We start from the raw sequence: 12,493 nt of genomic DNA on the forward strand, positions 1-12,493 counted from the left end.
CTACTGTTGCTGGGATTCGGATCAGCCTGCCGACCCGGAAGGCAGACAGGCGACCCGCAGCTATCAAATCACGAATGTGCTGCTGTGAGCAGTCCCAGCGTTCAGCGAGTGTTTCAGTGGTAAATGGGCGGTCGTCGCGCTCAGTCATCGTACCACCCCGCCGCTGTCCTGATGGCGGTCAGCGTCCAGAAGAACGCGCTTATCCACCAAGCCCAGATGAACTCGGGTGCGAACAGGTGCTGGGGCTGAATTTCGCTCGCCCACAACGCGCACTGATAGGCCACCAGTACGCAGGCGGTGGTCCACGACAGCCTCATCTCCCGATCCCCTCGACCGAGCGGCCTATGACCGTGACGATGGCAACCGCTGCCCAGCACGGCAGATAGATCAGCATCAGCACGCCAGCGAAGTGCCAGAAGCTCTGGAACGTGAATTCGAGGAAGGCCATCATGGTTGCACCTCCACACCCGTGCGGATGCCCTCGGCGATACGGGCAGCGATCCAGTATTCGCCCTCGTCATTGATCGCGGCGGTCTCCGCTATGTCAGCGCACCGCTGCCGCTCAGCCAGAATGGCCCGGGCGAAAGCTTCGTTCATTGCCTCTATCACGCCGCCTTCCGCCCAAACCCCCGCAGACTTTTCGGTAAGATGGAAAATGGCGGAGCGGCATTTACTGGCGCTCGCACGTGCGGTGGCTGACACGTCCTCCGGAATATCGTCATGCCGGTTCATAGCTGCCCCTCCCATGCTTCGGGATGCCTTTCTCGCGCCAGTTCATAGATGCGGTCGAACTCGGCTTGCCCATGCTCTTGGGCGAAGGTGTCGAGCACGATTTGCGCCCGTGTCTTACGAGCGTCACCGGCGGGGTGGGGCAGGTGCGAGGCCAACCGGTTCACCGCCGCGCGGGTCCTTTTCTTCCACCGGATTGCGGCTTGTGCCTTTGAGCGCCAGCCGGGCTTGTTGAGGGTGCTGTCTGGATCGGCCTCCGCCTTGCTGATCTGGGCAAGGATACCCTCGATCTGCATGTCGATCTGGGTCAGGGCGACGGCACATTCCTCTCGGGACTTGAGGTCCTTAACCCTGCGACCGGGGATGATCTCCAGCTCCATCGGGTCGAAGTGAGGGGTGGTGGCCAAATCGGTGGATTTCAGGCCGTCAGCCCCGGCATTAGGGGTGTCAGGGGTGGTGCTCATATCCGCCCTCCCGCCTCATAGAGCCGCTTGGTCATGTCGAGCAGCCCTTCGGGCGTGACCCCGCTCGCCCGGTTGATCTCGGCACAGAAATCGACCGCCAAGGCCATCTGCTCGGAGTTCGACCCGTCGAAGGACGGCGAGTAGTCGCCAGATTCCAGAACCTTGCGCAACTCGTCGGCGGCGATGATCGTCTCTCGGGAAATCAGCCCGCCGTTGCCGCCACGGTAGACGCCAGCGACCATTTTGCCGTTGTTGTCGAAATCCACCGCGTCGAGCAAGGCGCGGGCTTTGATGGCGAGGGCGATCATGCCTCACCCCCTTCCGCCCTTGCGCGCCATGACCGACCCTTTGCCGTGTCATCAGCGTGGATGAGCAATTGCCCGAGCCGCTCCCGAGCAGCGGCGATCAGAGACGCCGCCTCCTCAGCGCAGTTCTCGAATTTGCTGTCGGAGCAGATTTCGAGAGACAACAGAAGGGCGCTGAGGACGTAGAGTTCGTGACGAACGTTACCGGCAACGTCGCGGATATTCGAGTTGGCGAGGAACGGGTTCATGCTGCCCTCCTGATCTGGCGCGCTGGGCGCCGGTCGTAATCAAGGCTGATGGGATTGACGTCGAAGTCGGTCTCGATCTCGAAATCCGGATCGCCGTCCATCTGATCGAGCAGCGCGATAAGCCGCTCGATCTCGTTTTCGATCTGTTGGCGGGTCATGACGCTGCCTTTTCCCCGCTTTCACGATCAAGACGTTCGAGCACGAGGTCGCAATCATCGAGCAGGTCGCGAACCCGCCTGCGTGCAGCCACCACGAGGACAGAGCCTTCATCGTCGGGGTTCGTGCCATAGGTGTCGTGATACCGCTCGGCGGACTCAATGATAGCGGCGATGACGCGAAGCTGGTCGCGAGCATTGGCAAGAACATCATCGAAGTCGGTCATCCCGTCGAAAGGCTCAGCCACCGACAGAGATTTGAGAGGGTCACGCCGCTTCATCATGCTGCCCTCCCGACGCCTTTATCGTGATGAATTGCGCGCCTTCGGAAACGGCTTGCTGAATGACCGCAAAGTCTTGGCGAGCCATCAGTGCCGCAGTGTGCAGCGCCGACATACGGGCATTGTCATCAACGGTGCAGACGTGACCATCCGTAATGTGGTTCACCATGCTCCATGCTGTTTCCTCAATCAGACGGATCAGGGCATCAACGTTGAGTGCGGCATTATCCGCTTGGGCCATGAGATCGGCCAATTCGCGTCCCGTCTTCATGCCACTTCTCCGATCAGCGGGACGTGGTAGACGTTGAGGTCCTTTTCAGCCTCCGCCAGCCGGAGGATGGCCTCATAGAGGGTGTCGGCCAACGCCCCGATATCGTTTTCGGTCAGTTCGCCGCTGTTCTGCATGGCGTGCCAGACGGTGGTGGCGATGGCCTTGGCCCGGTTGACGTGATCGGCCGCTTTCGCTTTTGACCTTACGCCGCCATCTGGAATCGGCGCGGATTGTGGGTTATTCTTTTTGGAAACCATGTGAACCTCCAAGTTCTTGGTTGAAGGCTCGGGACAGGTGGCAGCCTGCCCGAGCCGCTATCGTTTCAGGCAGGTGTGAATGCTTCGGCGCGCAGGCGCTCGATGATGCTGGTCGGCCAGAGAAGCTGCTGGACCATGCGCCCGCCGCTCTTCTTACCGGTGTCGACAAGCCGCCCGCCCGCTTCGGAGCCTTTGGCGGTGGGCTGATAGATGAGCTTGTTCTTGTCGTCGCGGAACACGTCCTGATAGCCGCAAGCCTCAAGGTGAATGTTCACCATGTGGGCGGAGACGCCGAGTTCCTTGCCGATCATAGTCGGGTTGACCATTGCGTCGTTGGTCGGTGCGGGCAGGTGAGTGCGTCCGACGATTTCGAGCGGATCAGTACCGAGCAGGCGCTTGGTGGCGTCAGCGGCGGAAAGGATCGCCGCGTTACCGGTGAGCCCCGCGATCTTGGCGATGCGGGCGGCTTCAAGGAACGTTTGACGCGTCTCGCGGAGATCGGAACTGATGCGCGGGCGGCTGGTGACAGCTTCGGCAATCTGCTCGACCAGAAAGTACCGGTCGATCATTTCGCCTTGGACTTCCCATGCCCGGTCATCGTTCATCGGCTTCACGAGCTTGAGATAGCCCCGGCGCGTGAGAATAGTTCCACGAGCGGTACGTGCGGGGAACGCCCCCGCATCCGACATGCGACGTATTTCGTCGGATGTGAGTTCGATGAAATCTTCGCCCTCGACAAAGCGCTGGCGGTTTTCGCGAAAGTTGCGGCTCGCTGTACCATCCGCCCGCTGATGGACTTCATCCACCATTCCGAACGTGACGACAGGCTCACCCTTATAGGTGATCTGGTGGATTTCCGTGCCTGCGATGGCGACGATGGGAAGGGACGGCATATCGGCCTCCAACGTGATGACGCTGGATGCATTAATGCGCAAAGCATTTTAGATGTCAATGCAATTTGTAGAAAATTTGATGTTGCTAGATCGCTCCAACCTTTCCGATCACTTTGCCGGCGATATCAATCTTTTGCGCGTGGACAAAGTAGGCCTCGCCGGGGTTGAGGGTTGCGATGCTCATGTCGCCCTCTTCTCGATTGTAGAGGAGCTTGGTCAGTAGCCGCACATAGAGGTTCCCATCAACGTCCCTGATTACATAGGGCCCGTCCCCGCGATATCTCCTTATCGACGAATCAGCAATGGCACGATCGCCTAGTTGGAGCATGGGCATCATGGAGTTATCCGGTAGTGCCACCAGAAAAATGTCCTCATGCCTAATGCCTAAAACGCCTGTCAAAAAATCGCTAGGAAAGGACCATGTCCCCACGGCTTCATAATTGTCGACACTTGAATTCTCTGAGGCGAAAGGGTCAATCTCAGCGACCGAGTTTTCGGCTATCCCGCGATAGCGCTCGCCAGGAATGTATTTCCCCCACGCTTCCTCAGTGACTTCCGGCAACGGCCTGTAATCTGGCGAGTCGGAGTAGTGCATCGGCTCCTCTCCTGTTAGCAGCCAACTGGTCCGAACTTTAAATCGTCGTGAATACAGTTCTGCGGTCCGAACAGTAAGGCCGCGACTGCCGTTTTCATGAGCGGTGTAAGTGGGAACCGATGTGCCCAGCGCGTTCGCTGCCTCCGTTGCTGTTCGATATCCGGCCTTCTGGCGGGCGAGTTTCAGTCGTTCGTGCTGCTGCATTTTTCGGCCCTTTGTCTTCCTGCAATGCGTTTAGCACACTTTGAGATGCGAAGGGCATTGACATATCGTGATGCTTAAAGCATAAAACTACGAATTGTATTTAATAAAAGGCCGGAGATGATGACTTTGAACTCGGTGCCGCAGCGATTGAAGGCCCTGCGAATTGAGCGGAAATGGTCGCAATACCGGCTGGCGGCCGAGATTGGCTGTAACCAGTCTACCGTGCATCGGATAGAAACCGGCGAGCTTGTGCCGCGGGGAGCGATCAAAAAGATGATCGAGGTGCTGCTCGGCGCGCATGAAGTGGCGCCAGAGAAGGCCGCCTGACACGAGTTTAACCGGGTCGGGCAGTCGAAGTGAGAACCGCGCCAGACCCAAGACATAGGTGAGAAAATGAAACGCGACACAATCGCGACCGGCGAAGCCTTGCCTGATTTTGGAGCGGCAGTCGGTGTTAACGTAACCGATCGTGCTGGCGTGGCGAGCACTGAAACCCTCATCCGTTCGGTCGGTTCATTTGTTACGGCCTGCAACGCAGTGCCATTCGAGGGGCCGGTCGCCATTGGTGTGCTCAGCCGCCGCGCTCTCGCGAAGGTCTATCTGCGCCGAGCCCTGGACGCCTTTTGCGATGCGCGGAGGATCGAGCGGTTATGAGTGGTCTTTCCAAAACAGAGGTCGGTCGGCTCGCCGTCTGCGAAGGCATTATTTCGCGCGGCGTCACGGTTTTTATCGAAGTCGGCAAGGCGCTGACAGAAATTCGCGATGGCAAGCTCTATCGCGCCACCCACAAGACCTTCGAGGCCTACTGCAAGGAGCGGTGGGAGATCGGTCGGTCTCGCGCGTATGAGTTGATTGATCAGGCAAAGGTCACGTCTGCGCTCGAAAGCGTCGGCGTAGATTTGTCCGCCGCGGCGGACATTTCCAAGCGCGAGGCACGTGTTCTCAAGGACGATCCCGTCGCCTTAGAGGCAGTTAAGGAGAGGGTCGCGGCGGGCGAGCAGCCGAATGAAGCCATCGGTGCGGTGGTCGAAGCCAAAAAGGCCGCAAAGGTCGATCAGCAGGCCGAGTTCGACCGCCAGCGTGAGGAGGCCCGCACCGACCTTTCCGATGACGTGAAGGCGTACGAGGCGCGAAAGGTCGAGGCGGTAGCCAAACGCGGTTCGTCAAAAGAGGACGACGCCGAGCGCATTGCCTTTCTTCTGAGCGAGATTGAGGAACTGCGGAACATCAATGAGGACCAGAAGGCTGAAATTGATCAGCTTCGGGAAACCCTCACGAAATACGACGACATGGTCGTTGAATATGAGCGCGGTGGGTTCGAGGAGGTTGTCGAGGGGCTGCGCGAGCGGATCGCCAACCTCCAGCGCCAGGTCGAGCGCGAGAGCGAGGAAAAGGTCAGAAACCTTCGTTCGGCGGAGTACTGGAAGAAAAAGGCCATTGAGGCCGGTGCGAACGACGACATCGTGATCGATCGGAAAACCGGCGAGGTGCCCCGTGGCTGACGTGGCGACGATACTTGCCAAAGTGCGGGCGCTGGGCGCGGACGTGGTGCTCGATGGCGGGCGCATGAAAATCGTCAACCCGATCAATTTGTCCGACGAGCAACGTGCATGGCTCGCCGATAACGGCGCGTTGCTCGAGCCGCACCTGCATGACGCTGGTGCCGCCTCACCTTTCGACGATGGATTGCCGAAGCCGTGGACTGAGTTTCTGCGGCTGCTTTATCGCGCGAAGCCAGAAGGCGTGGACCAGTGTGACTGGTCGTGGTTCGTCTCCAAGGCTGACCACGTCGTGCGCGGCGAAACGGGGCCAGCGCAATGAACATGCTTTTCGGTGGCGCGTCCCGCGAGATCAACCTGCGACCTTATCAGGATCATGCCGTGCAGCTACTGCGCGACGGGATACGCGAGGGCAAGCGGCGACAAGTGCTCGTGGCCCCGACCGGTGCTGGCAAGACCGAAATGGCAATGAAAATTGTTCAGGAAGCCCAGCGGAAAGGTTCGCGTGCTTGGTTCATTGTCGATCGTGTAGCGCTCATCGATCAGACCAGTGAGCGGTTTGCGTCCTATGGCATCGACCACGGCGTTATCCAGGCCGACCACTATCTGACGAACTATGCCAAGCCGGTGCAGATTGTTTCAGCGCAGACGTTGGCCATGCGTCTCGCTCAAGTGCAGGACGACTTGCTCCCTCACCTCATTATTTGGGATGAGTGCCACGCGATCTATAAGGCAAATATCGACCTGATCGCACGTGTGGAGACAGCCAAAGCTGTAGGCCTCACGGCCACACCCTTCACGGCTGGCATGGCGGATCATTGGGATGGGCTGGTCAACAGCACCACCGTCAATAAGCTGCTGGCCGAGGGCTTCCTTGCTCCGCTACGGGTTAAGGCCTGTGTTAGCCCGGACATGACCGGCGCCAAGAAGAAATTCGACGGCGAATATGCGGAAGAAGATGCAGGGCAGCGCGGTATCACGATCATCGGCAACGTGGTCGACACGTGGATTGAGCAGACACGCAAGACGTTTGGTGGACCGGTCAAAACCATCGTTTTCTCGCCATCGGTGAAGCACGGCGCGGAACTGTGTCGCCAGTTCGCCGAGGCCGGGTTCAATTTCCAGCAGATCAGCTATCTCGACAAGGATGACGGCGACCGGCGCGACAAGATCGCCGAGTTCCGCAAACCCGACAGTGCCATTGATGGGCTGGTCTCATGCGCCGTGTTGACAAAGGGCTTTGACGTCCCGGACGTTCTTTGCGGCATCTCGTGCCGACCCTATCGCAAGAGTTTTTCGAGCCACATTCAGGAAATGGGGCGCGTTATGCGCATCCATCCGGGCAAGGAGTTTGGCCTTTGGCTCGACCACTCGGGCAATTGCATTTCCTTCGCTGACGACACGGCTTGGCTGTTCGAGTATGGGGTGGATACGCTTTCGACCGCTCAGAAAAAGGACGCCGAGGTTCGAGAGCCAACCGAGAAGGTGCGCAAAGAGCGCTTCTGCGGAGAATGCGGCACCCAAATGGTGCCCGCGCAGGATGCTTGCCCTGCCTGCGGATGGCAGCGTCCGGCCCGTGGCGAGATTCAGTATGTACAAGGTGAACTGATCGAACTCGACCACGCGGCGGCAAAGGCATTTGCCCCTCGAAAAGGGTTGCGGGCGGGATGCCTCGACAACCCCCGGAGGATATGGAACGCGGCGGTGGTTTATTGTCTGGCGAATGGCCGGAAGGGCGAGGTCGCGGCGCGGAAGAGAGCTTATGCGATCTGGCGCGGAATCTACCCTGACAGCACCTTGCCTTTTGGGCTCTATGAAGCCTTCGGAGACGCCAAAACTGTCCGAGAGGACGAATGGGGGCTGATCGAGCGCGAGGTCGCCCGGTTCCGGAAATCACACCGGAGGAGCGCGGCATGACGATGGATGACGCCATTGTCCGCGCCTGCGCTTCGGTCGGCATCGTGCCGCCCCGAGGGCGCCAACCCCTGCGTAAATGGATCCCCGTCGACACGCTGGCAAAGAACGGCAAGGGCGATGGGCGCATCATCCTTGATGAAGAACGGGTGACCGCCGTCAACTGGCAAACAGGCGACAAGGCAACCGTCTGGCTCAAGAAAGAGCGGACGGTCGAGGATCGCAAGCGTTACGCACAGGCGCGGCGCGCGCAGGACGCCGAGGATCGCAAGAGGGCAGAGCGGGCCGCAAACCTTGCCCGGCAGATCATTGCCGCAGCCAAGCCCGGCCAGCACGCCTATCTCGCCCGCAAGGGCTTTCGCGATGAACAGGCGCTGGTCATTTCCGCCGGCGACACGGCGCGGATCGGTGGCGACTATCTCGTGCCGTCCGGTGCAGCCGAGGCCATCGTCATTCCGGCGAGGATCGGCAAGCAGGTCACCAGCGCCCAGCTCATCTGGGAGGATGGCACCAAGAAATTCCTCTACGGCGGCGAGATGGGCGGCGCGGCGCACCGGATCGCCAGCGGTCGGGACATATGGCTGTGCGAAGGATACGCCACGGCCTTGTCTGTCCGGACCGCACTGCGTGGCCTCAATCGGACCGATACGGTTCTCGTCTGCTTCTCGGCATCCAACATCGCCAAGGTGGCGAGTGCGCTGCCTCGGCCTGCTCGATGCCTGATTGCTGCCGATAACGATGCCCCGCCCGCCGCGCGCCCGGAGCAGTTCGATGGCAAGGGGGCAGGCGAGTATTTCGCGCACAAGGCTGGCAAGCCCTATGCGATGCCGCCCGACGTGGGAACTGACTTCAACGATCTGCACGTCGAGCAGGGCATCTTTGCCGTCCAGCGTGTGCTCATGAAGCTAAACCGGGAGGCAATTCGTGCGTAAGTCCGAATTCCACTCGCGCCTCCGGGCTCTCGGTTTCGCGAGCTATGGAGAGTACCTAAACAGCGCTCATTGGGCAGACGTTCGGAGGCGATATTGGTCTAGCCGACTGCCCAAGCGCTGCCATGGCTGCGGATGCGAGGGGCGGCTGGAGCTTCACCATCGTACATACAAGAACCTCGGGGCAGAGCGGTTGATGGACCTCGTACTGGTCTGCCGCGACTGTCACGCCGCCGTACATCATTTTCAGCGCAGAACCTCCAGTCACATGTGGGGAGCAACAAACAAGGTGCTCCGCCGCGTGAGAAAGGGGGCGCCCTTGCCTTAAGCGCGCTCACTCCTGTCGTGAATGCCGGTGACGCGCAAAGCGGTAAACGGCACGCCAGGCAGGCGCTTTCCTCAAGCGGGATGGCAGGCGGGATTGCCATCGGGAAATGGGCGGAATGGAACGCCGTCACATCGATCGCCAAAAAGGATCGATCATAGCTGCTCAAGATAGCCGAAGCGGACGCAATCCGTGAAAGACCATAATGGGGGAGCAGGACCCCGGTCGGGCGCAGCAAGAGGGTATCGCTTTGATCGTTCCCGCACTGGACGCACGCTGAGAATGTCGTGCACCACGCCCCGCTATCGGTCGGATGGTACGGGGAGTGCGCCGCTGGGAGCTTCGGCTCGCGAGCGCCATCCATGCGCGGTAAGGCCAGCCGCCGCGCGCCCTTAAGCAAGGACAGATGGTATCCGACTGTGACGACCGGCCCGGCTCCGATGAGCTTGCCGCTTCACATCCCGCCCCGTTCGCGGGGCGTAGTGTGTCTTCCCGACCCTCTCCAATGAGCTTGGACAACGGAAATCGAACGATCAGAGGGATGCCGAGAGAAGAACGGAACAAGGAGCTGAGACAATGGAAGACGAAGGATCAGAAAGGTTCATCACCGAGGCAACGAGCTTGGCCGAGGCGTTCATCGACGGTCTGAGCGCGATGTTCGACGAGTTGAGTGACGACGAGGTGCGACACCTCACCGAGATCGTCGCTGAACGACTGGCGTTCGCGCCAGAGGACCCCGTCCGTCAGATCATCGTCGATGAGGTCAACGAGGAATATGGACGGCGGTTTTGCACCGACAAGGGGCAGACCGATCCCGAGACATTGATGGAATTTTGAGGAGGTACATCGTATGAACCCCGCTACTGCAACCGAATACCGCGATCCCGGCGACCCCCCGGTCCTCGACTGGATCGACGTCAACCTGATCGACATAGACCCGGCCTATCAGCGCGGCCTCGATGACGCCCGGGTGCAGCGCATCTTGGATTGGTTCACCTGGGATGCTTTTGGCGCCATCGTCATCGCCCCGGCAGCGGAGGGCCGCTACAACTGCACCGATGGGCAGCATCGGCTCGCAGCAGCTCGTCGGCACCCGGCGGTCAGTGTCGTCCCCGCGATCATCATCCACGCCCAGGGCACGCAGGCCGAGGCGGAAAACTTCATCGCGATCAACCGCGAACGCAAGAACATCTCGGCGCTGGATCGGTATTGGGCCGAGGTCGCCGCCAGCGATGACGACGCCAAAACGATCGAGCAGGTATGCGAGCGAGCCGGTATCACGATCATGCGCAACCCGTGCTCGCAGTACGAGCCGAGGCAAACCGTGGCGATCAGCGCTATCCGGTCTCTGGTCGACAAGTGGGGTGCGATGCGTGCGCGTCAAATCCTCGAAGTTCTGGCCAAGGCCGAACTGGCCCCGATCAAGGGCGAGCATATCCGGGCAGCTGAAATCCTGATGACCGACGACGAGTTCCGGCACAGTGTCGAGCCCGACGCGCTATCGGAAGCGCTGACCGGAAACGACGAGGAATTCGGCGTCGAGGCCAAGGCGTTCGCCAAGACGCACCGGATGCCGGTTGGGCGTGCGCTGGCGAGCGTATGGTTCCGCCGGACGCGGAAGAAGCGGCGGGCGGCTTGAATTGGGCAGCCAAGAAGGGCACACCTACTAATGAACGGAGGGCAGTTCAATGGCACGAGAACGAGACACAAAGCGCTGGGCAGACACCGTGATGGCCCAGTTCGGCAACTTGAACAGCGGCAGAATTGAATGGGACGATGCTGCCGAAATGCTTCAGATTCTTGAACCGTTTGCAGCATTGAATCATGCGCTTCTACCTAGTGGCGGCGGTATGGACGGGGACCGTTTTCTAGCCTCCCATGAAGTTGGCTGCTTAGAAATGCAGGTAAGCCCTGGCTACTTTTACCTATTCAAGCCACGAAAACTATTCTTCCAGCGATTGCCGGGGCATCCCGGCGAGTCATATTTCGTAGTCGATCTCGAAGAAATTCCCCCCACTGGCCGGGGAGATGTCGTCGGTGATGAGTACGAGCTTGTGCTCGATCTGGGCCCTGATGGGTATGTCAGCCGGCGGCGTTGGGATGAAGGGCACCTTGGGCTCGACGAAGATGGGTATGAAATACCCATTCCGGACAATGCCCGTCTAATAACACGCTACCTCAAAGGTAAGATAATGCTGGTGGCTAAGCAAAGCATCTATAACAGTCGAGCGGAAACTTACGATGCTCGGCATACGCGCATGACCCTGGATGCGCTGAAGGAAGAGGTGAGAGCATTTCTTTCTTGACACTGTTCTAGGGGCTGATACCGTTCAGCGTCTCACTTCGACTGCCCGACCTCTCATTCAACTGAGAGGTCGATCTATGACCAAGCCCACCAAGGGCCAGAAGACCAAGCCGCTCACCTACGAGCAGGCCCTTGCTGCGCTCCCCGCCGCCCAGGCGGAGTTGAGCGCTGGCGTCCACGATCATTCTCCCGAATACCAGAAATGCGTCGAGCAGCTGCACGAGCTCTACGCCGTCATGGCGCGCGACATGGCCCGGACCGAACTGGCGCGCCGCCGCTATAACGAACTCGCCGCCATCGTCAACAAGGGCAAGAACGAGCCCAAGAAGGTCATCGCCAGCCGATTGACCGATGACCCCAGCGTCACAAAGGGCCTTCTGGAAGCGGTGGCCAGTGGGGAGGTCGAGACCAAGCACGAGGAGCGCAAGTTCACCCCGCACAATATGGTGATCCTGATCGGCGGACTGGCCCGGGTAAAGTCACGCACCGAGGCTCAGACCCTTGCCGCGATCCGATATGCCAAGCTGTTCGACCTGTCCCAGATCGGCGGGGCCCGAGCGATCGATTATGAGGCGGTGAAGGTCGACACGTCGGGACCGCAACAGGATCAGATCACGGCGGCGCAGGACGATGCGCGGCGGGAACTGGCCGACGCGCGCGTGGCATTGGGTAGACGTGCGACCGGCATTGTTGATGCGGTGGTGATCGGAGGCTCATCGATACGGCGGCTGGCGAAGCGACTGCACTACGGCGAGAGCGGCAAGGCGCGCCGCAAGGCGGAAAAGGAATTGCTCGATGCGATGAACGTGCTGGTCGAGTTCTTCAAGCTGGACCCGCCGGTCAAAGCGCGAACGCACCGCTGGACTGACGGTAGTAAAGCTGTGATCGTCGAGGATGAGAACGGAAACCCTGTTCAAAACCGCGAGGCGGCGTAGGGTGGCCCCCTCTGGCCCCCCTTGTGCAGGGGGCCAAATCACCCTATGGTTTTGGTAATCGCGCTACTTGCGCCAAGGCCCCGGGGTTCACACTGCGGGGCTTTTTCTATTGGCGCAGATCCCCGCCCGTTTCGCTATACGGTTCGCTCCCAACATACCGATCCCGTGTATCTGACCATCGGCC

Annotated in this window: 22 protein-coding genes and 1 pseudogene; 10 read left to right on the forward strand and 13 right to left on the reverse strand. The window is 60.0% G+C overall.

Annotated elements, in window-relative coordinates:
• Window positions 1-7: 7 nt before the first annotated feature.
• The 13 genes and pseudogenes from DQG18_RS16765 to DQG18_RS13870 all read right to left on the reverse strand — a co-directional run.
• Window positions 8-148, reverse strand: a pseudogene (locus DQG18_RS16765) (excisionase family DNA-binding protein); the annotation flags it as partial.
• Window positions 141-317 carry a hypothetical protein gene (locus DQG18_RS16195; RefSeq protein ID WP_157970176.1) on the reverse strand — a complete coding sequence of 59 codons (177 nt, stop codon included), beginning with the start codon at window positions 315-317 and terminating at the stop codon, window positions 141-143. The pseudogene DQG18_RS16765 and the gene DQG18_RS16195, both read right to left, overlap by 8 nt.
• A complete protein-coding gene (locus DQG18_RS16200) occupies window positions 314-451 on the reverse strand; it encodes a hypothetical protein (RefSeq protein ID WP_157970177.1) in 138 nt (45 codons plus the stop codon). The genes DQG18_RS16195 and DQG18_RS16200 overlap by 4 nt, the downstream gene beginning before the upstream one ends.
• Window positions 448-732, reverse strand: coding sequence for a hypothetical protein (locus DQG18_RS13830; RefSeq protein WP_116654840.1), 285 nt, complete (start codon window positions 730-732; stop codon window positions 448-450). The genes DQG18_RS16200 and DQG18_RS13830 overlap by 4 nt, the downstream gene beginning before the upstream one ends.
• Window positions 729-1,193, reverse strand: a complete 465-nt coding sequence (locus DQG18_RS13835; RefSeq protein ID WP_116654841.1) for a hypothetical protein — start codon at window positions 1,191-1,193, stop codon at window positions 729-731. The genes DQG18_RS13830 and DQG18_RS13835 overlap by 4 nt, the downstream gene beginning before the upstream one ends.
• Entirely contained in the window at window positions 1,190-1,501 is a 312-nt protein-coding gene (locus DQG18_RS13840; protein ID WP_116654842.1) for a hypothetical protein, read from the reverse strand. Before DQG18_RS13840 ends, DQG18_RS13835 begins: the two co-directional genes overlap by 4 nt.
• The gene (locus DQG18_RS13845; protein WP_116654843.1) at window positions 1,498-1,746 is read right to left on the reverse strand and encodes a hypothetical protein; all 249 of its coding nucleotides are present in this window, start codon (window positions 1,744-1,746) and stop codon (window positions 1,498-1,500) included. Before DQG18_RS13845 ends, DQG18_RS13840 begins: the two co-directional genes overlap by 4 nt.
• Window positions 1,743-1,904, reverse strand: a complete 162-nt coding sequence (locus DQG18_RS16205) for a hypothetical protein (RefSeq protein WP_157970178.1) — start codon at window positions 1,902-1,904, stop codon at window positions 1,743-1,745. The genes DQG18_RS13845 and DQG18_RS16205 overlap by 4 nt, the downstream gene beginning before the upstream one ends.
• The gene (locus DQG18_RS13850; RefSeq protein ID WP_157970179.1) at window positions 1,901-2,185 is read right to left on the reverse strand and encodes a hypothetical protein; all 285 of its coding nucleotides are present in this window, start codon (window positions 2,183-2,185) and stop codon (window positions 1,901-1,903) included. The genes DQG18_RS16205 and DQG18_RS13850 overlap by 4 nt, the downstream gene beginning before the upstream one ends.
• A complete protein-coding gene (locus tag DQG18_RS13855; RefSeq protein ID WP_116654845.1) occupies window positions 2,169-2,453 on the reverse strand; it encodes a hypothetical protein in 285 nt (94 codons plus the stop codon). Before DQG18_RS13855 ends, DQG18_RS13850 begins: the two co-directional genes overlap by 17 nt.
• Window positions 2,450-2,710 (reverse strand): hypothetical protein, encoded by a 261-nt coding sequence (locus DQG18_RS13860; RefSeq protein ID WP_116654846.1) that lies wholly within the window; start codon window positions 2,708-2,710, stop codon window positions 2,450-2,452. Before DQG18_RS13860 ends, DQG18_RS13855 begins: the two co-directional genes overlap by 4 nt.
• Before the next feature lie 65 nt (window positions 2,711-2,775).
• Window positions 2,776-3,603, reverse strand: a complete 828-nt coding sequence (locus DQG18_RS13865; RefSeq protein ID WP_157970180.1) for an ORF6N domain-containing protein — start codon at window positions 3,601-3,603, stop codon at window positions 2,776-2,778.
• An 85-nt stretch (window positions 3,604-3,688) separates the two neighbouring features.
• A complete protein-coding gene (locus DQG18_RS13870; RefSeq protein WP_116654848.1) occupies window positions 3,689-4,402 on the reverse strand; it encodes an XRE family transcriptional regulator in 714 nt (237 codons plus the stop codon).
• 117 nt (window positions 4,403-4,519) lie between these two features.
• Here DQG18_RS13870 and DQG18_RS13875 point away from each other — a divergent pair, with 117 nt between their 5' ends.
• From DQG18_RS13875 to DQG18_RS13915, 10 genes are all read left to right on the forward strand, one after another.
• Window positions 4,520-4,729: a helix-turn-helix domain-containing protein gene (locus DQG18_RS13875; protein WP_116654849.1), complete on the forward strand. Its 210-nt coding sequence runs from the start codon at window positions 4,520-4,522 to the stop codon at window positions 4,727-4,729.
• Between the two features lie 66 nt (window positions 4,730-4,795).
• Window positions 4,796-5,056 carry a hypothetical protein gene (locus DQG18_RS16210; RefSeq protein WP_157970181.1) on the forward strand — a complete coding sequence of 87 codons (261 nt, stop codon included), beginning with the start codon at window positions 4,796-4,798 and terminating at the stop codon, window positions 5,054-5,056.
• Window positions 5,053-5,904: a hypothetical protein gene (locus DQG18_RS13880; RefSeq protein ID WP_116654850.1), complete on the forward strand. Its 852-nt coding sequence runs from the start codon at window positions 5,053-5,055 to the stop codon at window positions 5,902-5,904. Before DQG18_RS16210 ends, DQG18_RS13880 begins: the two co-directional genes overlap by 4 nt.
• Window positions 5,897-6,223 carry a hypothetical protein gene (locus tag DQG18_RS13885; protein WP_116654851.1) on the forward strand — a complete coding sequence of 109 codons (327 nt, stop codon included), beginning with the start codon at window positions 5,897-5,899 and terminating at the stop codon, window positions 6,221-6,223. The genes DQG18_RS13880 and DQG18_RS13885 overlap by 8 nt, the downstream gene beginning before the upstream one ends.
• A complete protein-coding gene (locus tag DQG18_RS13890; protein ID WP_198669777.1) occupies window positions 6,220-7,818 on the forward strand; it encodes a DEAD/DEAH box helicase in 1,599 nt (532 codons plus the stop codon). Before DQG18_RS13885 ends, DQG18_RS13890 begins: the two co-directional genes overlap by 4 nt.
• Window positions 7,815-8,747: a toprim domain-containing protein gene (locus DQG18_RS13895; RefSeq protein ID WP_157970182.1), complete on the forward strand. Its 933-nt coding sequence runs from the start codon at window positions 7,815-7,817 to the stop codon at window positions 8,745-8,747. The genes DQG18_RS13890 and DQG18_RS13895 overlap by 4 nt, the downstream gene beginning before the upstream one ends.
• 898 nt (window positions 8,748-9,645) lie before the next feature.
• Window positions 9,646-9,906 (forward strand): hypothetical protein, encoded by a 261-nt coding sequence (locus DQG18_RS13900; protein ID WP_116654853.1) that lies wholly within the window; start codon window positions 9,646-9,648, stop codon window positions 9,904-9,906.
• Between the two features lie 13 nt (window positions 9,907-9,919).
• Window positions 9,920-10,708 (forward strand): DUF262 domain-containing protein, encoded by a 789-nt coding sequence (locus DQG18_RS13905; RefSeq protein ID WP_116654854.1) that lies wholly within the window; start codon window positions 9,920-9,922, stop codon window positions 10,706-10,708.
• Window positions 10,709-10,799: 91 nt separating this feature from the next.
• A complete protein-coding gene (locus tag DQG18_RS13910; RefSeq protein ID WP_157970183.1) occupies window positions 10,800-11,375 on the forward strand; it encodes a hypothetical protein in 576 nt (191 codons plus the stop codon).
• A gap of 76 nt (window positions 11,376-11,451) precedes the next feature.
• The gene (locus DQG18_RS13915) at window positions 11,452-12,309 is read left to right on the forward strand and encodes a hypothetical protein (RefSeq protein WP_116654856.1); all 858 of its coding nucleotides are present in this window, start codon (window positions 11,452-11,454) and stop codon (window positions 12,307-12,309) included.
• The last annotated feature ends 184 nt before the right edge of the window (window positions 12,310-12,493 follow it).

Source organism: Pelagibacterium sediminicola (assembly GCF_003390885.1).
Lineage (GTDB): Bacteria > Pseudomonadota > Alphaproteobacteria > Rhizobiales > Devosiaceae > Pelagibacterium > Pelagibacterium sediminicola.